A 24,786-nucleotide genomic window follows, 5' to 3' on the forward strand; every position below is an offset into this window, starting at 1 on the left:
TTGCCTTCCTCCTGGTGCTCCGCCACCTAAGAGAGCATGCACCGGCGGCTTGTCTTCGAAGAGCCAATCTCGCGCGCGGCGATCTGGAGCCGGCGGCTGGCGCTGTTCGGGCTGACGGTCGTCGTCCTCGCCGTGCTGATCTTTCGCTTCGGCCAGCCCTCGGTCGAGCGGCTGGCGCCGATCGCCGGTGCCTATCTTTTCGTCGGGCTCGCCTTCCTGCTGGCGCTGGCCGCCTTTGTCAGGATCTGGCAGGACGGGCATCGCGGCATCGGCATTGCGGTGCAGGCCTTCATGCTCTGCCTGCTGCTGCTGGCACCGGTCGCCTATGGCGGCTTCCAACTCGCGACGCTGCCGTTTCTCGCCGACGTCTCGACCGATATCGACGAGCCACCGGCCTTCAGCCGCTCGCGCGTGGCGCTGGCGGCGCGCGAGGGGCGGGTGCCGCCCGATGTCCCGGTCGAGCGGCGCAAGGCGCAGCGCCAGGGTTATCCGAAGGCGTTGCCGATCGTGCTCGAACTGCCGGCCGAAATCGCCTACGACATTGCCCGCAAGGCCTGCGTCACGCTCGGCTGGCAGGTGCTGGAAGGCGCCGCGCCGGGCGGGCGCAGCGGGGCGGGGCGGCTCGACGCGGTGGCACGCTCGCGCGTGCTGCGTCTCGTCGATGACATCACCATCCGCATCCGGCCGCGCGCCGACGGCAGCCGTATCGACATCCGCTCGTCTTCGCGGTTGGGCGGTTTCGATTTCGGCGCCAATGCCAGGCGCATCGCCGCCTTTGAGGAGGAGGTGAAGCTGCTGGTGGAGCTTCGGTAAGCGCTCAAGCCAGCCGGTAGCGGCTTGCCAGTAGCGGTGCTCGGTCGTCACAGAGCACGACGCCACGCTCGACCAGATCCTCGAGCTGCGCCAGCACCGAGAGCGAGGCGGCGCCGAGCAGGCGAGGTGGAAGTTCCTGATAGATCGGCGGCACCATCTCGGCGATCGTCTCGTCGCCGGCCTGCAGGCGGCTGAGGATTGCGGCCTCGCGCAGGCGGCGGTGCTGGACCAGCCCGCGCAGGAAGCGCTGAGGCTCGCGCACCGGGCCGCCATGGCCGGGCCAGTAGAGCCGGTCCTCGCGCCCGCGCAATTTCTCGATCGAGGCCATATAGGCGACCATCGAGCCGTCGGGCGGGGCGACGATCGTCGTCGACCAGGCCATGACATGGTCGCCCGAGAACAGCGTGTTCTCCTCCGGCAGGGCGAAGGCGAGGTGATTGGCGGTGTGGCCGGGCGTTTCTAATGCCTCAAGCGTCCAGCCCGGGCCGGAGACGGCATCGCCCTCGGCCATGATCAGATCGGGCGCATAGTCCCGGTCGGCGGAGGCGTCGAGCGGGTTGATCTCGCCGAGCACGAGTTCGCGCGCCGGCCGGTGCAGGCCGCAGCCGACGATGCGGGCGCCGGTCGCCGCTTTCAGCGCCCGCGCCGCCGGGGAATGGTCGCGATGGGTGTGGGTGATGACGATATCGGTGACGGTCTCGCCGGCGATCGCCGCGAGCAAAGCCTCTACATGGCCGGAATCGTCCGGGCCGGGGTCGATGATCGCGATGCGGCCGCGGCCGACGATGTAGCTGCAGGTGCCGGTGAAGGTCATCGGCCCGCCATTGCCGGCGATCAGGCGGCGCACCAGCGGCGAGAGCTGGACGAGCTCGCCGGAGGCGGCGCCGGGGTCGCGGTCGAAATCGAGCGGCTCGTCGGTCGTGTCCTTGTCGGCGCTGGTCATCTGCACATCCGGAAGCGAGCATGATCACCGGCTTGTCGGCCGGCGGGCCATTTCCTATAGACGAACAGGCCGGGCGTCGACGGCGCCCGAAGAAGAAGGACGAGATCCGATGGCCGAGACGCTGCCACTGCCCGCCACCTCCATGGTCAACGCGGCCCTGCCGGCCCTGTCGGATCCGCGCACGCGCATCCTGCGTAATGTCGCGCTCGCCGTCGTCGGCAGCCTGCTGATCATTGCCGCCGCCAAGGTCAAGGTGCCGTTCTGGCCGGTGCCGATGACGCTGCAGACGCTGGCCGTGCTCGGCCTCGGCGCCGCCTATGGCGCGCGCTTGGGCGCTGCGACCGTCGCGCTCTACATCGCCTATGGCCTGTTCGGCCTGCCGGTCTTCACCAACACCCCGCCGGTCGCGGCCGGCCCACTCTATCTGCTCGGACCGACCGGCGGCTTCCTGATCGGCTTCGTTGCCGCAGCCGCGATCGCCGGCTGGGCCGGCTCGCGCGGCGCCTCGCTCCTGCGGCTCGCCGGCGGCGTGGTGCTGGCCGAGATCGTGCTGATGGCGCTCGGCTTCGCCTGGCTGGCGCTCGGCGCGCAGATGGCGAGCGGGGCGACCGGCCTCGGCTTCGCCAAGGCCTGGGCGGCGGGCGTCGAGCCCTTCCTGCTCGGCGACCTGATCAAGGCGGCGCTGGCTGCGAGCCTGGTCGGCGCCGGCTGGTCGGTGCTGAAGCGCCGCGGCTGAGCCGGTAGGCCCCACAGAATCAGAAAGCCGGGGCGTTGCCCCGGCTTTTTTGTTGTCCGGAAGCTTCCGGCGTTCGGTGTCAGCCTGCCGGCTTCTGGCCGGTGCAGACCTTCTTCACCGGCTGCAGGAACATGTCGAGCTCCATCATGTTGCCGCAGCGGTCGCAGCCGGCGAGCAGCGTCGTGAGGCCGAGGACGGCGATGAGGCGGAAGGCGGATTTCATGCGAGCGCGGCTCCAGATTGCGGCGGGAGCATAGCGAAGCAGCCTGCTGCGCGCCACTGCGATGCCCTTGCCGCCGGACAGGCGAGAGCGACGAATTGCCCTTACGGCAGATCGATAAATGCGAGACGGTCTTTGCGGCGGCTTCTCCCCAGGCTTGCATGCGAGACGCTGCGGCGAAGGCGCTTGTTCGTGCACATCCAGATCTGGTGAGAAAGTGAACACTGGTTCACAGTAATCGCTGCCGTTTACCTGTTGTAAAGCCCAGCAGTCGCACTCTTTTGGACAGTTTCTTAACTGCGGATCGGATGCCGGGGGGCACGCGATGCGTGAAATCGGCTTCGGCCTGATGTTCAGCCTGGCCATGGCTTTGGCCGCCTTCCTCGTCGCGGCCTGGCCGGTTCCGGGGCAGCCGATCGCTGCCTTCTTTCCCAACGGCACCTCCCAGCCGGAGATGGCGCGCGCCGTCGCGGAGGCGGGCGGCAGCATCCTCCAGCTCGACGCTGCGGCGGCCGTCGCGATCAGCGTCGGCGACGGCCGCGATTATGCCGCTTCGCTCTATCGGGCCGGTGCCTGGCTCGTCATCGACGGTTCGCTGGCTCAATCCTGCATCCGCCAGGCGAGGAGCCCTGCAAATGGGTGAAGTCGAGCGCCTCCGGACGCGGTTCGCCAGGTTCCTGATCGCGATCCTCTGGGCCAATGTCGGACTGCTCCTGGTCGGAACGCCGCCCGGCGGGCCTGCCCAGTCGAACCTCATCGTGATGGGTGGGGCTCTCGCAATCCTGAGCACCCTTGCCTGGCGCATCGACCGGATCGGCTGGATCACGCGTCAGGTCACCAGCGTCGCGCTCGTCGGCCAGGTCATGCTGCTGGTCTATGCCTTCGCCGGGCATCCCTACCAGGCCGACCTGCACATGTATTTCTTCGCCATGCTGGCGGTGCTGGCCGGCTGGCTGGACTGGCGCATCTTCCTGCCGGCGACCCTCGCCATTACCGCCCACCATCTCGCGCTTAGCACCTTCAACTCGATGGGCGTGTTTCCCGGCGGCAGCGACATCAAGCGGGCTTTCCTGCATGGCGCCATCGTGGCCGTGCAGGCGGGGGCGCTGAGCTGGATCGTCTGGTCGCTGCGGCTTGCAGTCGAATCATCCGAGCGGGAGCGGAGCGAGGCGCTGGCGGCACGTTCCATCGCCGACGAGGCGCGCCGGGACGTCGCCGAGACGACGGCGCGGGCGGCGCATGAGCGGCGGCGCATCCTGCATGACCTCGCCAACGAGTTCGAGCGCAAGATCGCCGGCATCGCGCGGGCGGTGATCGCCTCGATCGCCTCGCTCAGAGCCGCATCCGTACAGATGCGGACCGGCGCGGAGGAGGTGTCCCAGCGCTCCGTCGCCGCATCGAAGGCATCGCGCTCCTCGTCGTCGAATGTCGTCGCCATCACCGAGGCGACCTCGGAGCTCGCCAGTTCCTTCACCGAGGTCGACCGCCAGGTGAACGAGGCGGCCCGGCTCGTCGGCGACACCACGCAGCAGGCGCTGACCGTGCTCGACCGGGTCGGCGATCTCTCGCGCAAGGTGCACGAGATCGGCAACGTCACCAATGTCATCTCGACCATCGCCCGGCATACCAACCTGCTGGCGCTCAACGCCTCGATCGAGGCCGCCAGGATCGGGAATATGGGCGGCGGCTTCGCCGTGGTCGCGCATGAGATCAAGGGGCTTGCCGACGAGACCTGGCGGGCGACCGAGCAGATCCAGAGCCAGATCGACGCGATCGGCCTCTCCGGCGCCGACGCGATCGATGCGATCGACGCGATGACGGCGACGATCGACACGCTCAACCAGATTTCGATCGCGGTCGCGGCGGTCGTGGAGAAGCAGAACGTGGCGACGGCCGGCATTGCCGAGAATGTCAGGCGCGCCGCGGACGAGACCGTCACGGCCGGCGGGCATATCGACATCGTCAGCCGTGTCGCCGAGGAGACCGGCGAGGCGGCGAATCACGTGGCGGACTCGGCCGATGTGCTGTCGCGTCAGTCGGCCGATCTCGACAACGAAGTCGCCGATTTCCTCGGCCGGATCCGGGTCGCCTGAGGCGGCTTTTCGGCTGGAGCGCGGCGGCATCGGAACGGGGATGGGTGGGCTCCGGAGCGTAGGAACCAGGCCGCGCTCGTCGAAACCGTCGACATCTCCATCCGGAAACGAAAAAAGCCCCGAAGGGCTGTTTTCGCAACGTCTTGGACTATCTCGGGAAAATTTGGTCGGAGTGGCAGGATTTGAACCTGCGACCCCCTCGTCCCGAACGAGGTGCTCTACCAGGCTGAGCCACACTCCGATCAACTGGTGGCCGGCTTATAGCCAGCCGCTCGCCGCAGCGCAACAGCCAAGGAGATGGGTCGTGCGATCTTTTTCCGCAAAGGCCTGGATGCGCGGTGCTGCGCAGATGCCGAGCCGGGGACGGGCGATCCGCTGTTGCGCGCCGCGGCGGCGCGCTCTAGAAGCGCAGCGCAGATTGGGGCGTCGCCAAGCGGTAAGGCAGCGGTTTTTGGTACCGCCATTCCCAGGTTCGAATCCTGGCGCCCCAGCCACTTTCCCGTAAAGCGCTGATTTACAAGCGGTTCTTGTAGCCCGGCTGTAGCGCGCCGCAATTTTCTGGACAGTTCGACGCGATTTTCTGGACAAGGAAGCTCTGCCACCACACAGCGCGCCTGGCCTTTGACGCGGCGTGAGCCTCCGCCAAGCGATCCGAGAGAGCGATTATCTCAACAGGCCTCCCGTCGCGCACCGTCCAGGATATTTCGCGCATTCATCGACCTTTTCCTCCACTTGCTTGCCGAGTTTCTCAGCTTCCTTGCCTACATTCTGAACGAAATTATCGATTTCTTTTTTTATATTCTCTGCGAGCTTAGGTGCGTTTGACTTGATGTATTCCGCGGCCTTTTCATCGAGTTGAAGATATTTCATGATTGCAACCCCGGCATCTTTGATGTCGGCTAGCGATCCACTCTTGACTGCGGAGATGCTCTTCGAGATTAGCTTCTTTCCTGTCACCATTCTTTCCATTGCCTCGTTCTGGAATTTTAGAATTTCGGCATTGGGAGGCGCAACGACTACGAATTTCCTCACAAAATCCGGCACTTCGATTTTAATATCGACCGCTGGGATCTTTTGTGTGTCGATGTAAAACTTTATGATCTGGTTTAGCGGCTCGGGGAGTTGCTTTTTTACGATTTCATGGAGCTTTTCGTAGTTCTGAGCGGTCGGATTATCAGCCGAAAACTGCAACGATAAGCCTTTTGTCCACTCTGCGCGGTTCACTAGGCCTACATCAAACTTGTCCGCGAGCGCTTTGGTTAGAGAGCTGGCCGACAGACATATTTGGGCCGAAGCTTGGAACGTCGCCATAGCAGCACCTACCCGGACAGAAATCTCCGGTGAAGGGGTCCCATTGAATGTTTGGTAGGCGGCATACAGCGAGCTGGTGATGCAATCTCGTGCGATATTCCACACTTCAGCTTGGATGGATGCGGGTCCAGTCACAGCCAAATAGTATGAAGCTAGTAGTGTTTCATCTTTTTGGGAATCGTACCCAACCGTAGCTGTCGCCAGTTTTTGCTGGGCCCAGAGTTTGCGTCCGGAAGCCGCTGCAGGTTGCGCGGCCGGTTGGTCCGACGTTGTAGACGGCTTGCTGGTGGGCTTCATTTTTCCCACGATCTGCATGTCAGTCGCGCTAGGCGACTTTGCCGCTGGTGCCGGTGCCGGTGTTACAATGATGGGGCGAATGGTCGTTTGATTTGATACCTTACATAGACTCATGTTCTCGATAAAATATTCAGCCGTCTCGGAGCGAATTTTAAACTCAATCGCAATCGCAGATGCAGGTGTCATATACTTTAATTCAAAATCGTCCTTTTTTCCATTTTGCTCGATAATGTATTTGGGGAATATCTTCTCTCCTGGTTTAAATAGTGAAATCGAATAAGTATTGTATTTTTTATTTTCTACGGACCCTCTCAGTGTGTACGTTCCGGGGGTAATATCGGCTGACGAATAAAACATGATGTCGTTAAAATTATCGTCCGATTTATTTGCTTTATAATTAAATTGAACGCCGTCTGTGAATGTTCGTATACTTACTTTATTTTCATCAACGGAGCCGTGGGGTTTCCAGGTTTTAAATTTAACACATGGCATTGTTGGGTCGGTGTATTCTGGTGCGGTCTGAGCATTTGACGCCTTGGGACAGGCTGCCAGCACAATGAAAGCTGCGAGAAGCGCACGCATCGGACTTTCCCTGCACACAAGATTATCGTTGAGATCTGCAGGTGATCTAAGCAAAAATGCGTAAGTGACGCTACGTCTAAGAATCCGCCGGCGAGACGTTGCCGGCAAACGCGCTCGGCGCCCGCAATTGGGCGACTTTCGGCAAGAAGCTGACCACGCCCGCGATCGGTGCTGTCCTGCTGCTCACCCGCACGGGCGACGACCGCTGCTGAGCGTCACAGTTTGCGTTCGGCCGAGGATCGGCGGCGCGGCCGGATAGCGCAGCGAAAAGCCGGTGCCCGCTGCGCAACCCGGCATTCTGTGACGCTGTTAGCCGAACCGTGACGCGCTCGTCACAGTTCCGCCTGACCAACTGTGACGGCGCTGCGCGCGCTGGACCGACGCCGCGCCCTGCCCAGTGGGCCGAGTGTGCGCGATTTGCGGGTTTGATTGCCATCTGAGCCGGATTGCACGTTATCGGCGCTGATCGAACGCATTTGTCCAGAAGATCGCGGCGAACCGCTCACTTTCGGTCGATATCGTCCAGAACTCCCGTGTAGGCTCGGATGTTGTGAAGCCCTTTGTTGTCAAATGCTTACCGCTAGGCGGGGCCGATCAACGCCGGTCCAGTATAACTGGGTGCCCCACAGCGATCTTTTGCACCCTCTATGCGTCCGCTTACGACCCAAAGCGGAAGCTCGCAGCTCGGGAGTTGACCCTTACCCTGCCCAGCCCGAAGCTGCGTCCGATCTTCTTATGGGGGGCTTGTCATCATGATCCAGAGGCAACTCGCAGGTTTGGGCGCAATGGCGGCGCTGGCGGTAAGCCCTGTCCTTCCCGTTATTGCTCAGGACCGCCCCAAGCCAGCCGTCGCGACAACGGCCCAAATGGCGGAGGAGGAAGCTCGCGCGCTCAGCAGGGACGCATATGTCTACGCTTATCCACTGATGCTGACCTACGCGACATTCCAGAAGCAAACGAACTTCGTCGATCCGGTTCCCGGGACGACCGCGGGGCCACCCAATCAGCTCCACCATGCGCGTGCCTTCCCCAGCGCCGACGACAAGATCGTCATCCGGATGAACGTGGACACGCTCTATTCGGGTGCCAGCCTCGACCTGAAGGCCGAGCCCGTTGTCCTTTCGGTGCCTGCGACCGATCGCTATTTCTTGCTGCCGATGCTCAGCCTGTGGTCGGACGTGTTCGCCGTGGCCGGTCCGCGCACGACCGGCAAGAACACGGCCCGGAACTTCCTCGTCGTAGGGCCGCAATGGCGCGGCAAGGCTCCCGCGGGTCTGGAGATTATCAGGAGTCCGACCCGCTACGTCTGGGTCATCGGCCGCACCCAGACCAACGGTGCCGGCGACTATGAGAACGTCCACAAGATCCAGGATAAGATGGAGTTCCGGCCGCTTTCCACCTGGGGCAAGAAAAATTACGTGCCCGCGAAGGGCAAGATTGATCCCGGCGTCGACATGAAGGCTGGCCCACCGGATGTGGTCGACCGCATGGATGCGGCGACCTTCTTCGCCCGCTTCGCCGAGCTCCTCAAGGACAATCCGCCGAACCAGGTCGACTACCCGATGATCCATCGCCTTGAGCGGGCGGGCTTCAAGGTCGGCCAGAGCTTCGATCTCGCCAAGGTCCCCGCGAACATCCGTCAGGCTTTCGAGCATGGTTATGCCGATGGCAAAGCCATGGTGCAGCAAGAGGGCAAGAAAGCGGGGGGCATCGGCGGCAAGGGCTGGATCTACACCACTCGCAGCGGCACCTACGGTGCAGACTACCTCTACCGCGCGGCAATCGCGCAGTGCTGCCTCGGCGAGAACCTGCCGCAGGACGCGGTCTATCCGGCGCTTTCAACCGACAGTGACGGCAGCCCACTCAACGGTAACGCGAGCTACGTGCTGCGTTTCGACAAGGGCAAGCTGCCGCCGGTCGATGCGTTCTGGTCAGTGACGGCCTACGATAGCGATGGGTTTTTCATCCCGAATGTGCTGAAGCGACAGGCAATTGGCGACCGCGACAAGCTCGTCACGAACGCCGACGGCTCGGTGGATCTCTACATCCAGGCCGACTCTCCCGGGAAGGACAAGGAGGCCAACTGGCTGCCCGTGAGCAAGGCTCCGTTCACGCTCCTCATGCGTCTCTATTCGCCGCGCGAGGAGTTCCTAGAAGGCAAATGGGAGCCTCCGGCGGTCAAAAAGTCAAACTGATAGAACGACAGTTCCCCACCCAAAGCTACCACCTGCAGATCGCCCTCAGTAGAGCTTGCACACATACCCCGGCGCATCAGACTGAGCGCGGGGTTTGACGGTCGCTGGATCCGGCCGGGTTCCGCATTTCTCATAGACCAGGTGCCGGGCGAGATCCGTTGGCCGATTACTCCCCATGACGCCGGCAACGGGCGCCATGGAATTTGCTTCAGCACCCTGCCGGGCCCGCACCTCATCTCCAGATGTGTCTTCCCCGCTTCGATGGGGTCGTCGACCGTCTCCATCAGGCCGCGGCCATGTCCTCGAAGCCGGCGGGGGTCTCATCCCACTGCTCATGAATGACGGTATCATCCCAGTCGCCGGAGGTCGGGGCGCCGGTCCGGGAGAATACGATCGCGCCGACCTTGCAGTCCTTGGCGCGAGCGCTCGCTCGCAAGGCCTCGCCCGTCGTCGTCTGCAGGCTTTCCGATCGCCCACAGTTCCACAATCGGCCTCGCCGGGATGCTGAGTCGATTGTGTGCGGCACCTCACGGACGAGATGCCCCCCGAACCGCCACAACGCTGCAACACCGCCCGAGGAGGCGGCGGACAAAGCAATGGAGCGGCACAATGTATGCGCTGAGAAGCGACTTTCTTCACGACATCGACGACCTGACCGACATGCTGCGGCCTCGCACCAAGTCGGTGCTCGATCGGCTGGTCGGGCGCATGGCGGTCGGGCAGATCTTCGGCGATCAGTTCCTCTATGAGGTCCACGGCCCCTTCGTCCCGCCGCATCAAAAGCCTGCCCGGCGCCCGCTGACGACCAGGCTGATCGAGGCGCTGTCGGGACGGCTGCGCAAGATCGCCCTTGGGGTGCAGATACGCCACGCGGCAAACGCGTTGTCGGGTCTCGACGACAGGATGCTGAAGGATATCGGCATCAGCCGTTCGGAGATCGAGTTCAGCGTTCGGCGCGCCGATCCGCGGCCATGACAGCTCGCTGCACGGCGCGAGGCCCCCCGAAGCGCCATGCGTCACCCGTTCATTCGAGCCTGCCGAGCAAAACCCACAGGGAGAAACATCCAATGTCCAGCATGCTTCAAGCCGCTGCCCCGCAGAAGGTCGACCACGGAGCGATCAAGCTGCGCCAGCATGGCGCCTGGTCGTCCGGCGATTACGCCATCGTCGGAACGACCCTGCAGATCGTCGGCGAACGCCTGTGCGAGGCGCTCGATTTGCACAGCGGCCAGGCGGTGCTCGATGTCGCCGCCGGAAACGGCAATGCCAGCCTCGCCGCAGCTCGCCGCTGGTGCGATGTCACCAGCACGGACTATGTCGCGGCCTTGCTCGATCGTGGCCGCGAGCGCGCTGCGGCCGAGCGGCTCGACATCTCCTTCCGCGAAGCCGATGCCGAAGCCTTGCCGTTCGCGAATGGCCATTTCGACGCGGTCATGTCGACCTTCGGGGTGATGTTCACGCCCGATCAGGAGCGCGCGGCCGCAGAGCTTCTGCGGGTCTGCAGGCATGGCGGCAAGATCGGTTTGGCCAACTGGACGCCGGACGGCTTCATCGGCCAGCTCTTCAAAACGATCGGGAAGCATGTCCCACCGGCTCCCGGGCTGCGTTCGCCCGCGCTCTGGGGCACCGAGGAGCGCTTGGCCGAGCTGTTCGGGTCGCCCGGCGTGTCGATCCGGACGACGCGGCGCGACTTCGTCTTCCGCTATCGCTCGCCGGAGCACTGGCTCCAGGTTTTCAGCAGCTACTACGGACCGGTGCTCAAGGTCTTCGGGGCGCTGGACCAGCCTGCCAAGGCGGCGTTGGCGCTGGATCTGATGGCGCTTGTCGAACAGTTCAACCGATCGGGCGATGCAACCGTGGTGGTGCCGAGCAGCTATCTCGAGGTCGTCGTCACGCGAGGGCTGAAATGAGTTCGGCCGCCTCGGTCCGCGCCTGCGCCCGGGCGGCTGCTCCAACCACACGCTAACGCGTCTTTCGTATCGACTAGGCCAGGCCGCTCGAACCGAGGATCCACGACCTTCGTGGCCCCTCGGATCGCCCCCCTGCGGACTGGTTCAACGACACGGCTCATCCGGCATGCTATAAGGGCATCTGTGCGGGTTCGGCGCTTTCCGACCTGCACAGATCTCGGTCGGAAGGGGAGCGGCCGTGCGTTCTATGCCCTGCATCTTGCGCCAGGCTGTTCCAGCGACGCGGCGCGAGACCATCACTCTGCTCGGCGTGATGGCGGCATCCACGATCTCGGCCCGTGCGCAGCAGAAAACCACGCCGGTCATCGGCTATCTCGGCTCGGAATCGCCCGAGCCTTATGCCAGCCGCCTCGCCGCCTTTGCCGCGGGGCTGGCCGAAGCCGGGTATGTCGACGGCCGCAATGTCGCGATCGATTTTCGCTGGGCTAAAGGCCAATATAGCCGATTGCCGGCACTCGCGGTGGATCTGGCGGATCGCCAGGTCACTGTCATGGTCGCGCCAGGCGGTGCGGAGGTCGCGCTCGCCGCACGATCCGCCACCAAGACGATCCCGATCGTCTTCGAGTTGGGGGGCGATCCTGTCGCGCTGGGGCTGGTCGCCAGCCTGTCCCGGCCCGGCGGCAATCTCACCGGCGTAAGCAGCCTGAGCGTGGAAGTCTCGCTGAAACGGCTGGAGTTCATGAGCGAGCTGTTTCCGGCCGCCAGGACCTTTGCCGTCGCCGTCAATCCGACGAGCCCGACCTCGGCTTCGCAATCGAGAAACCTGCAGGCCGCTGCGGGCAGTCTCGGATTGGGGCTGCGCCTCCTCAATGCCAGCAGCGAGCCGGAACTGGAGGCTCTGTTCGCGGCCGTACCCCAGATGCAGCTGCCCGGGCTGGTCTTCACCTCCGATCCTTATTTCGCCTACCGAAGCCGGCGCCTCGCCGAGCTTGCCATGCGTTACAAAGTGCCCGCCATTACCCAGGCGCGGGATTTCCCGAACGCCGGCGGCCTGATGAGCTATGGCGGCGACTTCGGGCAGTCCCACCGCCATACCGGAATCTATGCCGGCCGGATCATCAAGGGCGAGAAGCCCTCCGATCTGCCGGTCCAGCGCGTGACGAAGCTTGAGCTGTTCGTCAATCTGAAGGCGGCCGAGCAGCTCGGACTGACCATGCCGCCTTCAATTTTGAGCAGCGCGGACGTAGTGATCGAATAGACTTGGCCGGAAAACCGGCGCATGAGCTGCCACGGTGACTCAATCGCCATCCGCTCCACGGAGCTCGCTCTTCGCGAAGTATTTCATCGCGCTGTTCGCGGCTGTCGTCGTGCCCCTTCTCGTTGCCGGCGGTAGCGAAGCCTGGTTTGGTCATCGCGACCAGAAGGCCAGGCTGAACGACCTTCTCGAAGCAGAAGCCCGATCCGCCGCTGCGAAAATTCAGGATTTCCTGGACGGGATCCGCGATCAACTGGCGTGGACGGTCCAGCTGCCCTGGTCCGACAGCGCTGACGAGAGACGCAGGCTCGACGCCTTTCGTCTGTTGCGTCAGGTTCCTGCCGTCGTCAGCCTGGCCCTTGTCGACGCCACCGGGCGGGAGCGCATATTTGTCTCGCGCATGGGACTCAACAAGGTCGAGGGCGGTGCGGACCACTCGGTCAGTCCCGCGCTCCAGAATGTCCGCCCGGGCGGCATTTGGTACGGCCCCGTGACCTTCCATGGCGGTTCCGAGCCCTTCTTGACCATTGCCGTAGCCGGCACCCGTTCGGCGGTCGGCGTGGCAGTCGCCGAGGTCAATCTCAAGCTGATCTGGGACGTCATCTCGGCGATCCGGGTCGGCCGAACGGGAGCAGCATTCGTCCTCGACCAGCCGGGGCGCCTCATCGCTCATCCCGATATCAGTCTGGTTCTGCGCGCCGACCAGACCGCAATCCAGCCGCTCCAGACTCTTCGAGCGAGCATTGCGGCGCAAAGCGGCCAGGCGACGTCAGGACGCGACATCGGCGGCCATATGGTTCTGGCCGCGATGGCGCCGATACCCGGCGTCGACTGGAGCGTCGTCGTCAAGCAACCGGTCGCCGAGGCCTTCGAGCCGATCTATGCCGCTCTGTGGCGTACCGGAGCAGTCCTCATTGTTGGTTCCGGCCTCGCGGCGGCGCTCGCCTACTGGCTCACCCAGCGCATGATCGAGCCGATCCGCATTCTGGAAGACGGCGTGGCGCGGATCGGCGCCGGGCAATTCGGCCATCGGATCGACATCGCCACAGGCGACGAATTCGAGCGGCTGGCGGCACGCTTCAACGAGATGGCCGCCGATCTGGCCGTGTCGCAGGAGCGCTCGGAGCGGATCGGCCGGTTGAAGCGATTTCTCGCACCGCAGGTGGCCGAACTGGTCGACCGGTCTGGCGACGACAGCGTGCTCGACGGTCGGCGCATCGAGGTGGTCGTCGTTTTCGGCGATCTGCGCGGTTTCACGGCCTTCTCGGCGCGTGCCGAGCCCGAAATCGTCATGAGCTTCCTAAGTGACTACTACGATGCTCTGGACAGGGTGGTGATCGATCACGGGGCCACGCTGACGCATTTTTCAGGTGACGGGATGATGGTCCTGATCAATGCCCCGGTGACCCGTGCGGATCCGGCCTTGTGCGCCGTCAATATGGCGCGGGACATGCAGAAGACCGTCCAGACCCTTTTGCACGATCGACGGAGCCTCGACCACCAACTTGGCTTCGGGATCGGGCTCGCGATGGGACCTGCGACGGTGGGGCGTATCGGCTCCGAAGGCCGGCTCGAATACACCGCGATTGGAACCGTCGTGAACCTCGCCTCGCGCCTATGCGCAAGCGCAGGTAATGCCGAAGTCCTGATCGATGTGGTCGCCGCGGAGGCCATCGATGGGCGAGCGCCCCTGGTTGAATTGAATGCGCATGTTCTGAAGGGGTTCGACCAACCTGTTCGGGTTTTCGCCGCTGACATAGGGGCAGCTGGGTAAGCGCTCGAGCTGCCGCAGTGTTTACGCCGCTGCTAGCCGGCATCGACTTTTGCCAGACGCCGCAAATCGTCGATATCCTCGATCAGCAGTCGTCCTCGTCCCAAGGAAATGACGCCGCTGCGCTTCCAGGACTGGAGGTGGCGGTTGACTGTTTCGCGCGTCACGCCGGTGAGCGATGCCAGTTCCTCCTGAGACGCACGGACATCCGTGCCGTAGTCGGCGGCGAGCACCAGAATGCGTCGTGCAAGCCGAATTGCGGATGGCAGGAATCTCGTCTCCTCCATGCGGTCTATGACATCGCGCAGCCGGGCGCAGAGGAGGCCGATGACCTGCTGCGCGATCGAAGGCTCGCGAGCCAGCAGGCTCAAGAATTCGCGTCGCGGCAGAAAAAACATGTCGGTCTCATCCATCGCCACGGCATCGGCGGTCCGGGACTGGCCGTCGAGCAGCGCGATTTCACCGAAGACATCGCCGCCGCCGAGGACGTTCATCGTCATCTGCTGGCCGAGATTATCTGTTGTCCCGATGCGGATCAGGCCGCGCCTGATGGCGTAGAGTCCGTCGCTCGGGTCGCCTTTCAGAAACAGTATCTCCCGCGAAGCGAGGTGCCGCGGCCTGCAGGCCGCCGCGATCTTCTCGAGGGCGTCCGGCTCGAAGCCCGCAAAGAATGGGTTCGCGGACAAGATATTCACGACGCGATGAACGGCGTCGCTCATCGGTGACCTCCAGAATTGGACCGCGACGGGGCCCTCCGCAGCCTCTGTGATCCGGCGCACAGAACGCCTGGTCGGAATTGTGCAGAAACCCGAGACGATCGGCTGCCGCGGCTGTGTTGAGGTCATATACGGTCGATCCTGAGGAGAGTATCACACTGCCGGACGGCTCGAACCGTCATAGGTTCGCGCAGCGATCAGGCCTTCGACCATTGCACGAGAGGCGACCCTGCGGCACGCGGGCGGAAATGCCCATTCCTGGCGCGACTATCTCGCGCAGCCCGGAAACTGCGCCTGGGGCTTGCCCAGGCTCTCGGAAGCCGACGCTTTCGCTACGGCGCAGCGCCCCTCGACGGCAGGACTCCGAACGACATCGTCCCGTCGCGCATGGGGGTCCGCGACTTGAGGCCGCTATCATCCCGGAAGTGCCGCCCTGTCCTGCCTGGATCGTTTCGGTCCGGCTGCTGACGTGGCGACGACGGGGCTGCGCAAGCGCCCAATGACGATGGTCCTCAGAAAACGGGAGGATGAACGCCGGCGGCCCGGCCGAAGTCCGCTCGCGCGGGCGCCGGCCGGGGGGGCATGTTACTCCTTGTTTGCTTTCAGGTCGTAGGTGCCGGTCACGGTCGAGCCGAGCGAGCCGTCCTTGTTCTGTGGCTTGTACTCATACTTGATCTTGGCGAAGTTCAGCGAGAACTGGTCGGTCGGCACCGGGTTACCACCGGTCGAGTCGCCCGACTGATAGCTCGACACGAGCAGATCCTCGAGGGTGATCGTGTAGAACTCCTGCTGGCCCTTGCCCTGTTTGCGGACATGCAGCACGGCCTTCTTGATGTGCTCGCCGGTGGCGCATTTCAGCATCAGCACCGGCGACGCCTTGCTGACATTGGCCGTGAATTGCAGATCCTGGAAACTGACCTTGCCAGAGCCCCCGCCGCCTGCAGAGGCGTGGCTTCCAGAGTTGCTCGCGCCCCAGGAGAAGGATTCGACCTCGATCGTTTCCTTGTGCTTGGAATCCTGGCTTTCGCCTTTGATTCCATCGATCTCGAGCAGAAAGTCGCTGGACATTTTCATCTCCGGTGTTTGATCGTCATGAGACGAGGGGCGGTGGTGGAAGCGCGTCGCTCGCCAGGTCGCATCGGCGTGCGGCTCCTCAGCCCGCGCGGCAGGCGCGGGGCAGACGAGTTCGATGGTTAGCTAGAGCACCGGCAGCGCGCGGAAGCGCCGCCGCCAGGCATCGGCCAGCCTCAAGGCCCGCCGGCCTGGACGGCCTTGAGCGCCTCCGCGCGATCGAGCTTGATGTCGACCCGCCTCTCGGCCGGCACGGCGCCCTTCTGCTCCGCTTCGCGGTTGCCTTTGGCCTGCCGAACGAAGCGAATGGTCCGGCTCTCGAATTTTCGCTTGATCTCGATTTCCAGCGAGGTGACGCGATCCAGGCTGATCTTGTCGTTGACCTTGGTCGAGCCGGTCGTGCTCGCATAGCCCGACAGCAGGATCGGCACCTTGCCGCCCTTGATGGCGCCGGTCAGGCTCGGCGCATCCCGCTTCAAGCGGCCGATCCAGTCGTCCAGCCGGGACAGATGCGCATCGCTGATGACCCGCTCGTTCTCCACGAAACGGACGGAGAACGACAGAAGATCCTCGGGGATCGTGACCTGCTTTTCCTTGCTTGGGCGATTGACCGCGTGAAGGAATACCTTGAGCGGCATATCAATCGAATAGCCCGACTTCGAAGCGCCGATTCCACTGAGGCCGACGGGACCTATGCCAAAGCCGATACCATCGCTGGATGAGCCCATCTTCATCTTGACGAGAAGAGAAACGAACGCCGCATCGGCTTCATGCGTATTCTGCTTCTGAGCCAGTTCGACGGCAACGGTGATGCCCGCCGATCCACCGATCGAGCCCAAATCAACCGGATCTTGCGGATCGAACGTGAGTCCATCGGATCCATAGTGTACAAGCCACGACGCGGAAAATTTATAGTGCCCGGTCCCGGGTGCATTGGGGTAATCTTTCTGAACTTTAGGACTTTGCATGACACCCCCCATGACGGCGCCTGCAACCGTGTCTTCATGCAACGCGTAATCAATATTAATATTAATTTTTATTTCTTTTACTTTTTGCCAGTCTATGTGCCAGTATCTTGCCAAAAAGATTGCATTATATCCAGTAAAATTCAATTCCTGAGTAACATCTCCAATAATTAAGACGCTTGCATCTACATTTATTTTTCCAATATAATTGTTTGGTCTATGAATTTGCATGGCGCCGTTTCCGCATCGAGGAGATTAAATTCACGCGCCTGCACGACAATACTCAGGCCGCCTCATTCATTTCGTTCAAGCAGAGGCCTGCCAGCGCCGGCGATCGTCCCCGGCATTCATCAGCCGGCTGAGCCGCTGAAGCAGTCGCGTCCACCGCCGGCCCGAATGCCTTCGACGATGTCGTGGGCTACTCCGCGATTTCCTCGCCGGAGCCGCCGAACGCCGCCGGGAAGTCCTTCAGCTTGGGCAGGCCGTCCCGCATCGGCAGCACGGTCTCGGCGTAGTTGACGTGGACGCCGGGCGAAAAGGGCAGCGTCGGGAGCGTCGCGGCGAAGACGTCGACGAGCCCCAGGGGCGGATGGTTCGTCATCAGATGCCCGCCGCATTTCGAACAGTACTGACGCTGGCTCAGCGCGGTCTTCTGGAAGGTCGTGACATGCTCGGCCCCGGATGTGACCCGCACCGCCTCGGGCTTCCACAGGGTGAAAGCGTTCACGGGACCGCCGGACCACGAGCGGCAGGAGCTGCAATGACAATAGCCCATCGCCTCCGCCTCGCCGCTGACCTCAAGCTCGACTGCGCCGCAAAAGCATTTTCCAAAGTGCGTCATGGCGTCCCGTTTTCAGCTGATTGAACTCTGTCAACCTGATCACGCTAGGCTCCCTGACAGGCGGCGGCATCGGGAAGGGCTCCCTATTTTGCGGCTTGAACCTCCCTATTTTGTCGCTGCCACGATGAGTTCGATGCCCTGCCTCACCGGGCCGCTGAGTGGCCGCTCCTCGCATCGCGGTCCGGGCAGATGCGCCGGAAAACGGAAGCCGTAATGATCCTGAGGTGCCGGGCGCAGTCCGCGAGGTCGAGTACGACGGCCCGGCAAGAGCGTCTCCGACAGGAGCCATTGCGTCCCGCCTCGATCCCGTTGGACTGCACCAACTCGATCAAGCCATGTGGCGCGGCGGGCGGGAGCAGCGGAAGCGCTTTTCCTATTTTGCGGCGCTCTCTCTGTTCTGCGGCAGCAATTTCTGCTCGCCGGCAATCCGGGCCGCCTCGGCGCGCGTCCCGACCTCGAGCTTGCCGAGCACCGAGGAAACATGGTGATCGACGGTCTTCGGAGAGATGTGCAGCTGCGCGCCGATCCTGCCATTGCTCAAACCATCGGCGAGGCAGCCGAGAATCTCCATCTCGCGCCTGGTCAATGCGAACGGATTTTGGCGCGTGGACGCTCTTTGGCCGCGCGGAATCCTGAGCATTCCGTTGCCGCGCATCTTCTGCCGCAGGATCGCGGCTGCAGGCGCGGCACCGAGCCTGTCGAATATCTCGAGAGCGGCCAGCTGTGCCGGCGCGTCGCCATCCGTCAAAGCGCGAGCTTCCTCATAGGGACAGCCCAGGCGTCGCCATGCTTCGGCTGCGCCCTGCCAATTCCCCTCGATCTGCAAGAGGAAGGGCGGTGCGCTGTACTCCGGCGCGACGACAGGGCCGCCGGCCCTCCAGCGCCAGAACGCGAGCTCGCCGGCGTACCAGTTGTGCCGGCACCGGGTGGCGAGATCGTAGACCGCGATTGCCTCTGCCCTCGCGGTCTCATGGTCGCCGGCAAGCCAGGCGATCTCGGCGCGCGCCGCACGAACCGGCGCGAGGCGCTGCAGGGTGTTTGTCTGCAACGATAGCTCGAGCGCTTCGTCGAGAGCCGCGGTCGCACCGGGATCGCCGCGCCTTGCGCGCAAGCGGCCCAATGCGACCAAGGCCACGATCCGGCTTATGGCCGCGATGTTGCGGCATTCGACAACCGAGGTTGCGATGTCGCAGGCCTCGTTCCAGCGCCCCTGATAGAGCCGCGTGATCGCGAGCCAGGCGCCCATGTAGTGACTGGCACGATCCAGGTCGCGATCGGCTGCGTAGGCGATGCCCTCGACGAGATGTCGTTCAGCTTCGAAAAACTGATGCTGCTCACCATAGCACGAGCCCAGATTGGTGTAGGCGTGGCCGATCAGGTCTTCGAGCCCGGCCTGGCGGGCGAAGGCGAGGCTTCTGTCCATATACGGACGGCCTCTCTCGTCTCCGGATACAAGCATCGCCGACCCCACGGTATTCTCCGCCGCGGCGATGATGGCCTTATCGTGGAAGCGGGAAGCGAGCTCGATCGCCTTCTTCCCCCAGCGCATGGCGATCAGGCATTCTCGATTCAGCATCCGCAGATGGGCCTGGACCTGGTAGGCAGTTGCCAGCTCGCGTGTGGGAGGCATCACCTCCAGCACCTCGATGGCGCGCCGGCTTGCCGCTTCTGCGGCGGCGTTCTGGCCGCTCCGAACGAGGGGCAAGGCGAGAGCCGCGAGACTCTCGCCCTCCTTCAGGCGATTGCCCGCCTGCCGCCAGCATTCGGCCGCCTTGCGATGCGCTTCGCTGGCCTCGATCAGCTCATCGACGGTGGCGGATTCCCGGGCATAGGCTTCAAAAAGCTGTGCTCGTTCGGCGGGCGCTTGAGCGCCGGCGAAGTCGAGGACGCGGAGATACTGCGCGGCCGCGGCGCGATGAGCGCCGGCAGCGGCGGCGGCGCGGGCCGCAGCGGGCCCGAATTCCAGGACGGCCTCTGTGTCGCCGGCACCCTCGGCGAAATGGGCCAGCAGCGCCAGGTCGCCGCGCCCGCCCCCATAGGCTTTCAATCCGTCGAGCGCCAACCGGTTGAGCTCGCGACGACGTCTCGGGTCGAGATGGGTCAGGATCGCGTCGCGGACCAGCTCGTGCCGGAACGCGATGCCCGATCCTGCGGCCTCGATCATTCCGTGCCTGACGCAATCCGCCAGGCCTTCGGCAGCACCGCCAAGGACGTCTTCCAGCAGGCTGTACTCGATCCGGCTGCCAATCACGGCGGCGGCTTCCAGGACATTGCGGCCGGCCGCACTCAGCTTCGCGGCTCGGGCCAGGACGGCGTCTCGCACCGTCTTCGGTATGCCGCGCCCGGCATTGGCCAGAACCTCCGTGATGAAGAAGGGATTGCCCGACGTCAGCCGGTGCAACGCGGCGGGATCGAGCGGCTGATCCACCGCCAGGATGCGCACGGCATCGATCGTCAACCGCGTCAACTCGATGCGGATGGCCGCTCTTGACGATGCCAGTTCGCCCAGAAGGATCTGCAGCGGATGCTGTGCGCCAATCTCGTCGTCGCGATAGGTCACGACGATGAGAATGCTGGTTTGCGCGAGGCGACGGGTGAGAAACCGGATGAGATCGAGCGTCGCCTCATCGGCCCAGTGAATATCCTCGATGAAGAGGAGCGTAGGCTGCGCCGGATCGCGGATCTGATCGAGCACGTTGGAGAAAAGGGCGGCGCGCGGCGTATCGCTCTCCAGTTGCGCCAGCAGCCGCCCCCCCAGCTGCGGAGCTATGTCGTAGAGCGGGCCGAGTGGCGAAGGCGTGAAAAGCGCATCGCAGTTTCCCTTCAGTATGCGCATTGCGTGACCGCTGGTCGCAAGAAAGCGATCGACGAGGGACGTCTTCCCGATGCCCGCCTCGCCGCTGATCAACGCAATCCGCCCCTGACCGGCGATCGCTTCGCGGCGTGCGGCCTCCAGCGCTTCCAGCTCTGCCTCTCGTTCGAGCAGCTCCAACGGCAATCCCGGTGGGTAGCGGTGGATGCGTTGAATGTTCAATGGGCACCCGGATCCAGGCTCAACGCCCGGCCTTCCATGGGCAGGCCGCGCCAGGCGACAGATGATGCGGCTGCTTCACTGAGATCCGCCTTGTCCGAGAGAAGGCCATGGCGTCGCGAGCGCCGCATCTTGAACGCCCGCCACGGCTGTAATCTGTTCGGGACCCTTGATAGCATGTGCCATCATGTGAGCGGCATCACGACACTGTATGTGATCTACATCACACTTCTGCGGCCTTAGCCGGTTTGGCGATCGGCGGCGACAGGTTGGACGAGCTGCCAATGCCGAAGCCGAGACGCGCCACGCCTGGAAGAGGTCGTGGCGAGCAATCATGCTTCACAGCTCCGATTTGGAAAACCGGCCGAACCTCGGCGTGGCCGGCCTGGACAATCGGCTTGGCCGGCTCTGAAGCTGTTTCGGCGTCGTCGAACATGAGTTCAGGGCTGCAAAGCGGATAAGCTGACCGTTAGCCAAGGGCCAGTTCCGGTTGCGCTGCCCTCCCCGAACTGAACCGCCCGGAAACGGCCCCTTACCTGCCAGCTCGCGGGGAAGGCGGGCGTTAGCTCCTGCCACGTTTGCTACAATCGGTTGCTACAAAACCGACCTGTTTCGTTCATCCCGGCAGTCGTAACCGCTTGAAGAAATTGGTGCCCTGAAACAAGCTGGGTATCCTGGTGTCCCAGCCACCTTCTCCTGAAGTCCCTGCAGGCGCGCATCTGCATTCTGTGTAGCCCGGCGCGATCTTTGCCCCCCTCAATAGAACTTGCGGGCATAGCGGGGCGTCAGACCGAGCCGGGGCTTGACGGTCTTGGGATCCGGCCGGGTTCCGCATTTCTTGCAGACCATGTGCGCGGCGAGATCCGTTAGCCGGTCGCTTCCCATGACGCCCGGCAACAGGCGCCATGGGGTCTGCTTGATCACCCTGCAGGAGCCGCACCTGACTTCCGGGTGCGTCTGCCTGCTCGGATGGCGTCTCGACGCGACCTCGCCCCAGCTTACTTGCCGTATTGCTGGATCAGCGCGCGCGCGTCGGCGAGCAGCTTCTTGCCGTCCGCGCCCTTGGCGCCGACCTCCTTGACCCACTCCTCCTCGACCGAGGCGGTGGCGTCGACCCAGCGCTTGTACTCGTCCTGCGGCAGGTCATAGAAGACGCCGCCGAGATCGGCCGCCTGCTTCTTGAAGGGCTCGACCACCGCGTCGAAGCCAGTCTCGCCGGCCCAGGCCGAGGTCCCGGGTCCGCTATTGGCGTCGATCACCTTCTTCAGGTCGGCCGGCAGGCTATCGTATTTCGCCTGGTTCATCCCGAACAGGAAGATCGTGTTCGAGATGCGCGGCGCCCCGGCCGGCACGTTCAGGTGATACTTGGCGATCTCGGCCAGCTTGATCGCTGGCGATCCTTCCCACGGCACCGCTGCGCCGTCGACGACACCCTTGGCCAGCGATTCCGGCACGGCCGGCAGCGGCATCTGCACCGGGGTCGCGCCGAGCGCCGCGATCATCTTCGAATTGGCGCGCGTCGCGGCCCGGATCTTCAGCCCCTTGATGTCGGCAAGCGTCTTCGGCTGCTTGCTGGTGAAGTGGAAGAGCGCGCCGTCATGCACATGCGTGAATAGGCGCTTCACGCCCTTGTACTCGTCCTGCGCGTTCTTCTCGACATAGTCCCAGAAAGCGCTGCTGCCGGCCTTGGCGCTCACTACCATCCAGGGCAGCTCGAAGACCTCGGACTTGGCGAAGCGGCCGGCCGCATAGGTCGGCACGGTCCAGATCGCGTCGACGACGCCGTCGCGCACCTGGTCGAAGAGCTGTGCCGGAGTGCCGCCGAGCTGCATCGCCGGGTAGATCTGGCATTTCAGCTTGTCGCCGGACTCCTTGGCGATCTTGTCGCACCAGGGCTGGATCAGCTTCACCTGCGCGCTCGAGGTCGAGGGCAGGAAATGGTGGACGCGGATGATGACCTGCTGCGCCGCCGCCTGCGAGAGGCCGGCGAGGCTCGCCAGCCCGCCGAGGACGAGACCGGCGCAGAGCCGGCCGAGGATGGATGTCTGCTGCTTGCTCATGCTGCACCTCCCTGTGTGTTTTCTGCCTGTGCTGTCGTTGTCTGCTTGGTTGTGAACGGCCTCACAGCGCGCCGAATGCCTTGACCAGGACGAGCGAGATCGAGGGGAAGGCGACAAGGACGACAATGCGGACGAGGTCGGAGGCGAGGAAGGGCATCACGCCCTTGAAGGTCTCGACCAGCGGCACGTCCTTGGCGAGGCGGTTGATGATGTAGACGTTCATCCCGACCGGCGGATGCACCAGGCCGATTTCGACCACCATCAGCGCCAGGATGCCGAACCAGATCGACTTGTCCTCGACCGACATGCCGTAGAAATCGAGACCGACGATCATTGGATAGAAGATCGGAATCGTCAGCAGGATCATCGCCAGCGAATCCATGACACAGCCGAGCAGGATGTAGATCACCAGGATTATCGCCAGCACGAAGAGCGGGGCGAGGCCGCTATCCTTGACCCAGGCCGCGAGCTCGGCCGGCATCTGCGACAGGGCCAGCGCCGTGTTCAGCATGTCGGCGCCGAGCAGGACGAGCAGGATCATCGCCGTCGCCTGCGCCGTGCCGAGCGCGCTGTCGATCAGGCCGCGCCAGCGCATGCCGCCGCTGATGACCGCGATCGCCCCGCAGGCCGCAGCGCCGATCGCGGCCGCCTCTGTCGGCGTCGCCCAGCCGCCATAGATGCCGACGATGACGAGCACGAAGACGAGGATCACCGGGACGACGCCGGCGAGCACCTTGAGCCGCTCCGGCCAGGGTACGCGCGGGCCGGCCGGGCCGGCCTCCGGATTGCGCCTGACGACCAGCTGCACCACGAACATGTAGCCGAACATCGCGATCAGGCCGGGCAGGACGGCGGCCATGAACAGTTTGCCGATCGATTCCTGGGTCAGGATCGCGTAGATCACCAGCGGCACGGAGGGCGGGATCATGATGCCGAGCGTGCCGCCGGCTGCGAGCGCGCCGGTCGCCAGGCTGCCCGAGTAGCGGTAGCGGCGCAGCTCCGGCAGGGCGACCTGGCCCATCGTCGCTGCGGTGGCGAGCGAGGAGCCGCAGATCGCGCCGAAGCCGGCGCAGGCGCCGATCGCCGCCATGGCGACGCCGCCGCGGCGATGGCCGATGAAGGCGCTGACGCAGCGGAACAGGCTCGCCGACAGGCCGCCATGGGTGGCGAACTGGCCCATCAGCAGGAAGAGCGGAATGACCGTCAGGTCGTAATTCGACAGGCGGGCATAGGGAATGGATTTCAGGATGTTGAGCCAGGGCGCCCAGTTGCCATCCATCAGGTAGACATAGCCGCCGGAGCCCGCGACGAACATCGCGATGCCGATCGGCACGCGGAACGCCATCAGCGCGAGCAGGCAGCCGAAGATGGTGAAGCCGATCGAGATCCCGCTCATCGACGGATCTCCCCGCGGCGCGTCGCTTCCTGGGCATGGCGTGTCGCCATGTAGAAGCCGGCTAGCGCCAGCAGTGCGAAGCCCGGCACCATCGCGATCTGCGCCCACCAGACCGGGATATCGAGGATCGCCGAGGTCTCTCCGTCCTCGCGGACACCGATCGCGCCGACATAGACGCGCCAGGTGATGACCGCGCCGACGAGCCCGATCAGCAGCGAGCCGAAGGCGTCGAGCGCATGATTGACCCAGGGCGGGGCCGCGGCCGTGAAGAAATCGACCTTCACGTCGCCATGGTTGAGATGGCAATAGGCGAAGAAGGCTGCGGAGGCGGCAGCGGCGATCATCTGCAAGAGCTCGACATCGCCGGGAACGGGGGCGGAGAACAGCTTCCGGCCGACGATCGAGACGATCGACATCACGACGAGACCGACGAACAGCAGCCCTCCGACGATTGCCAGGACTTTCGCGACGGTTAGCAGCGCGCGCCCGGACGGTCCGAAGACGATCGGATCGTTCGCCGGCGCGCCCGGCACGGGTTCCTGCATCTGCGCTTCTCCCCTCATTCCTGCCGCCGCGAGCT

General features: G+C 63.9%; 23 protein-coding genes and 2 tRNA genes. 10 read left to right on the top strand and 15 right to left on the bottom strand.

Annotation, left to right across the window (positions count from 1 at the left end; genetic code table 11):
• Nucleotides 1-36: 36 nt before the first annotated feature.
• Nucleotides 37-813, top strand: a complete 777-nt coding sequence (locus AC1DS0_RS06890) for a DUF1499 domain-containing protein (protein ID WP_476813637.1) — start codon at nt 37-39, stop codon at nt 811-813.
• Between the two features lie 4 nt (nt 814-817).
• Here AC1DS0_RS06890 and AC1DS0_RS06895 read toward each other — a convergent pair whose 3' ends face one another.
• A complete protein-coding gene (locus tag AC1DS0_RS06895; RefSeq protein WP_476813638.1) occupies nt 818-1,756 on the bottom strand; it encodes an MBL fold metallo-hydrolase in 939 nt (312 codons plus the stop codon).
• Nucleotides 1,757-1,865: 109 nt separating this feature from the next.
• Between AC1DS0_RS06895 and AC1DS0_RS06900 the strand changes: the two genes are divergently transcribed.
• Nucleotides 1,866-2,492, top strand: a complete 627-nt coding sequence (locus tag AC1DS0_RS06900; RefSeq protein ID WP_476813639.1) for a biotin transporter BioY — start codon at nt 1,866-1,868, stop codon at nt 2,490-2,492.
• Nucleotides 2,493-2,571: 79 nt separating this feature from the next.
• On the opposite strand, the gene AC1DS0_RS06905 is transcribed toward AC1DS0_RS06900, so the two are convergent.
• The gene (locus tag AC1DS0_RS06905) at nt 2,572-2,715 is read right to left on the bottom strand and encodes a hypothetical protein (RefSeq protein ID WP_158673395.1); all 144 of its coding nucleotides are present in this window, start codon (nt 2,713-2,715) and stop codon (nt 2,572-2,574) included.
• A 322-nt stretch (nt 2,716-3,037) separates the two neighbouring features.
• Here AC1DS0_RS06905 and AC1DS0_RS06910 point away from each other — a divergent pair, with 322 nt between their 5' ends.
• Nucleotides 3,038-3,355, top strand: a complete 318-nt coding sequence (locus AC1DS0_RS06910; protein ID WP_476813640.1) for a hypothetical protein — start codon at nt 3,038-3,040, stop codon at nt 3,353-3,355.
• Nucleotides 3,348-4,805 (top strand): methyl-accepting chemotaxis protein, encoded by a 1,458-nt coding sequence (locus tag AC1DS0_RS06915; protein ID WP_476813641.1) that lies wholly within the window; start codon nt 3,348-3,350, stop codon nt 4,803-4,805. The genes AC1DS0_RS06910 and AC1DS0_RS06915 overlap by 8 nt, the downstream gene beginning before the upstream one ends.
• A gap of 164 nt (nt 4,806-4,969) precedes the next feature.
• Here AC1DS0_RS06915 and AC1DS0_RS06920 read toward each other — a convergent pair.
• Nucleotides 4,970-5,046: transfer RNA gene (locus AC1DS0_RS06920), tRNA-Pro, on the bottom strand.
• A 178-nt stretch (nt 5,047-5,224) separates the two neighbouring features.
• Here AC1DS0_RS06920 and AC1DS0_RS06925 point away from each other — a divergent pair.
• Nucleotides 5,225-5,299: transfer RNA gene (locus tag AC1DS0_RS06925), tRNA-Gln, on the top strand.
• A 169-nt stretch (nt 5,300-5,468) separates the two neighbouring features.
• Here the strand turns inward: AC1DS0_RS06925 and AC1DS0_RS06930 are convergent.
• Complete coding sequence (locus tag AC1DS0_RS06930) at nt 5,469-6,995, bottom strand: hypothetical protein (protein ID WP_476813642.1); 1,527 nt, start codon at nt 6,993-6,995, stop codon at nt 5,469-5,471.
• Nucleotides 6,996-7,747: 752 nt separating this feature from the next.
• Between AC1DS0_RS06930 and AC1DS0_RS06935 the strand changes: the two genes are divergently transcribed.
• On the top strand, nt 7,748-9,190 hold the full coding sequence (locus tag AC1DS0_RS06935; protein WP_476813643.1) for a DUF1254 domain-containing protein: 1,443 nt from the start codon (nt 7,748-7,750) through the stop codon (nt 9,188-9,190).
• 283 nt (nt 9,191-9,473) lie between these two features.
• On the opposite strand, the gene AC1DS0_RS06940 is transcribed toward AC1DS0_RS06935, so the two are convergent.
• A complete protein-coding gene (locus tag AC1DS0_RS06940) occupies nt 9,474-9,626 on the bottom strand; it encodes a hypothetical protein (RefSeq protein ID WP_476813644.1) in 153 nt (50 codons plus the stop codon).
• A 173-nt stretch (nt 9,627-9,799) separates the two neighbouring features.
• Between AC1DS0_RS06940 and AC1DS0_RS06945 the strand changes: the two genes are divergently transcribed.
• The 4 genes from AC1DS0_RS06945 to AC1DS0_RS06960 all read left to right on the top strand — a co-directional run bounded on the left by AC1DS0_RS06945 (nt 9,800) and on the right by AC1DS0_RS06960 (nt 14,129).
• Nucleotides 9,800-10,165: a DUF1127 domain-containing protein gene (locus AC1DS0_RS06945; protein WP_244624158.1), complete on the top strand. Its 366-nt coding sequence runs from the start codon at nt 9,800-9,802 to the stop codon at nt 10,163-10,165.
• A gap of 92 nt (nt 10,166-10,257) precedes the next feature.
• Nucleotides 10,258-11,100 (top strand): class I SAM-dependent methyltransferase, encoded by an 843-nt coding sequence (locus AC1DS0_RS06950; protein WP_476813645.1) that lies wholly within the window; start codon nt 10,258-10,260, stop codon nt 11,098-11,100.
• A gap of 247 nt (nt 11,101-11,347) precedes the next feature.
• Nucleotides 11,348-12,358, top strand: a complete 1,011-nt coding sequence (locus AC1DS0_RS06955) for an ABC transporter substrate-binding protein (RefSeq protein WP_476814017.1) — start codon at nt 11,348-11,350, stop codon at nt 12,356-12,358.
• Between the two features lie 34 nt (nt 12,359-12,392).
• Nucleotides 12,393-14,129: a cache domain-containing protein gene (locus tag AC1DS0_RS06960; protein WP_476813646.1), complete on the top strand. Its 1,737-nt coding sequence runs from the start codon at nt 12,393-12,395 to the stop codon at nt 14,127-14,129.
• A 32-nt stretch (nt 14,130-14,161) separates the two neighbouring features.
• Here the strand turns inward: AC1DS0_RS06960 and AC1DS0_RS06965 are convergent, their stop codons facing one another.
• From AC1DS0_RS06965 to AC1DS0_RS07010, 10 genes are all read right to left on the bottom strand, one after another.
• Nucleotides 14,162-14,845, bottom strand: coding sequence for a Crp/Fnr family transcriptional regulator (locus AC1DS0_RS06965; RefSeq protein ID WP_476813647.1), 684 nt, complete (start codon nt 14,843-14,845; stop codon nt 14,162-14,164).
• A gap of 582 nt (nt 14,846-15,427) precedes the next feature.
• Nucleotides 15,428-15,910: an Hcp family type VI secretion system effector gene (locus AC1DS0_RS06970; RefSeq protein WP_476813648.1), complete on the bottom strand. Its 483-nt coding sequence runs from the start codon at nt 15,908-15,910 to the stop codon at nt 15,428-15,430.
• Nucleotides 15,911-16,089: 179 nt separating this feature from the next.
• A complete protein-coding gene (locus AC1DS0_RS06975; RefSeq protein WP_476813649.1) occupies nt 16,090-17,109 on the bottom strand; it encodes an OmpA family protein in 1,020 nt (339 codons plus the stop codon).
• Between the two features lie 187 nt (nt 17,110-17,296).
• Complete coding sequence (locus tag AC1DS0_RS06980; protein ID WP_476813650.1) at nt 17,297-17,719, bottom strand: GFA family protein; 423 nt, start codon at nt 17,717-17,719, stop codon at nt 17,297-17,299.
• Nucleotides 17,720-18,092: 373 nt separating this feature from the next.
• Nucleotides 18,093-20,711: an ATP-binding protein gene (locus tag AC1DS0_RS06985; protein ID WP_476813651.1), complete on the bottom strand. Its 2,619-nt coding sequence runs from the start codon at nt 20,709-20,711 to the stop codon at nt 18,093-18,095.
• A 262-nt stretch (nt 20,712-20,973) separates the two neighbouring features.
• Entirely contained in the window at nt 20,974-21,186 is a 213-nt protein-coding gene (locus AC1DS0_RS06990; RefSeq protein WP_476813652.1) for a hypothetical protein, read from the bottom strand.
• A 320-nt stretch (nt 21,187-21,506) separates the two neighbouring features.
• Nucleotides 21,507-21,674, bottom strand: coding sequence for a hypothetical protein (locus tag AC1DS0_RS06995; RefSeq protein WP_476813653.1), 168 nt, complete (start codon nt 21,672-21,674; stop codon nt 21,507-21,509).
• Between the two features lie 74 nt (nt 21,675-21,748).
• A complete protein-coding gene (locus AC1DS0_RS07000; protein WP_476813654.1) occupies nt 21,749-22,810 on the bottom strand; it encodes a TRAP transporter substrate-binding protein in 1,062 nt (353 codons plus the stop codon).
• A 61-nt stretch (nt 22,811-22,871) separates the two neighbouring features.
• A complete protein-coding gene (locus AC1DS0_RS07005) occupies nt 22,872-24,206 on the bottom strand; it encodes a TRAP transporter large permease (RefSeq protein ID WP_476813655.1) in 1,335 nt (444 codons plus the stop codon).
• The gene (locus AC1DS0_RS07010; RefSeq protein ID WP_476813656.1) at nt 24,203-24,751 is read right to left on the bottom strand and encodes a TRAP transporter small permease; all 549 of its coding nucleotides are present in this window, start codon (nt 24,749-24,751) and stop codon (nt 24,203-24,205) included. The genes AC1DS0_RS07005 and AC1DS0_RS07010 overlap by 4 nt, the downstream gene beginning before the upstream one ends.
• Nucleotides 24,752-24,786 lie beyond the last annotated feature (35 nt).

This window comes from Allobosea sp. P4_H5 (assembly GCF_056400825.1).

Excerpts from the sequence above, each read along its gene's own strand:
- AC1DS0_RS06955 (WP_476814017.1), top strand. The coding sequence starts at position 11,348 with ATGCCCTGCATCTTGCGCCAGGCTGTTCCAGCGACGCGGCGCGAGACC.
- AC1DS0_RS06965 (WP_476813647.1), bottom strand. The coding sequence starts at position 14,845 with ATGAGCGACGCCGTTCATCGCGTCGTGAATATCTTGTCCGCGAACCCA.
- AC1DS0_RS06945 (WP_244624158.1), top strand. The coding sequence starts at position 9,800 with ATGTATGCGCTGAGAAGCGACTTTCTTCACGACATCGACGACCTGACC.
- AC1DS0_RS06905 (WP_158673395.1), bottom strand. The coding sequence starts at position 2,715 with ATGAAATCCGCCTTCCGCCTCATCGCCGTCCTCGGCCTCACGACGCTG.
- AC1DS0_RS06975 (WP_476813649.1), bottom strand. The coding sequence starts at position 17,109 with ATGCAAATTCATAGACCAAACAATTATATTGGAAAAATAAATGTAGAT.
- AC1DS0_RS06890 (WP_476813637.1), top strand. The coding sequence starts at position 37 with ATGCACCGGCGGCTTGTCTTCGAAGAGCCAATCTCGCGCGCGGCGATC.
- AC1DS0_RS06895 (WP_476813638.1), bottom strand. The coding sequence starts at position 1,756 with ATGACCAGCGCCGACAAGGACACGACCGACGAGCCGCTCGATTTCGAC.
- AC1DS0_RS06915 (WP_476813641.1), top strand. The coding sequence starts at position 3,348 with ATGGGTGAAGTCGAGCGCCTCCGGACGCGGTTCGCCAGGTTCCTGATC.
- AC1DS0_RS06970 (WP_476813648.1), bottom strand. The coding sequence starts at position 15,910 with ATGTCCAGCGACTTTCTGCTCGAGATCGATGGAATCAAAGGCGAAAGC.
- AC1DS0_RS06910 (WP_476813640.1), top strand. The coding sequence starts at position 3,038 with ATGCGTGAAATCGGCTTCGGCCTGATGTTCAGCCTGGCCATGGCTTTG.
- AC1DS0_RS07005 (WP_476813655.1), bottom strand. The coding sequence starts at position 24,206 with ATGAGCGGGATCTCGATCGGCTTCACCATCTTCGGCTGCCTGCTCGCG.
- AC1DS0_RS07000 (WP_476813654.1), bottom strand. The coding sequence starts at position 22,810 with ATGAGCAAGCAGCAGACATCCATCCTCGGCCGGCTCTGCGCCGGTCTC.
- AC1DS0_RS07010 (WP_476813656.1), bottom strand. The coding sequence starts at position 24,751 with ATGCAGGAACCCGTGCCGGGCGCGCCGGCGAACGATCCGATCGTCTTC.
- AC1DS0_RS06930 (WP_476813642.1), bottom strand. The coding sequence starts at position 6,995 with ATGCGTGCGCTTCTCGCAGCTTTCATTGTGCTGGCAGCCTGTCCCAAG.
- AC1DS0_RS06950 (WP_476813645.1), top strand. The coding sequence starts at position 10,258 with ATGTCCAGCATGCTTCAAGCCGCTGCCCCGCAGAAGGTCGACCACGGA.
- AC1DS0_RS06900 (WP_476813639.1), top strand. The coding sequence starts at position 1,866 with ATGGCCGAGACGCTGCCACTGCCCGCCACCTCCATGGTCAACGCGGCC.
- AC1DS0_RS06990 (WP_476813652.1), bottom strand. The coding sequence starts at position 21,186 with ATGTTCGACGACGCCGAAACAGCTTCAGAGCCGGCCAAGCCGATTGTC.
- AC1DS0_RS06935 (WP_476813643.1), top strand. The coding sequence starts at position 7,748 with ATGATCCAGAGGCAACTCGCAGGTTTGGGCGCAATGGCGGCGCTGGCG.
- AC1DS0_RS06980 (WP_476813650.1), bottom strand. The coding sequence starts at position 17,719 with ATGACGCACTTTGGAAAATGCTTTTGCGGCGCAGTCGAGCTTGAGGTC.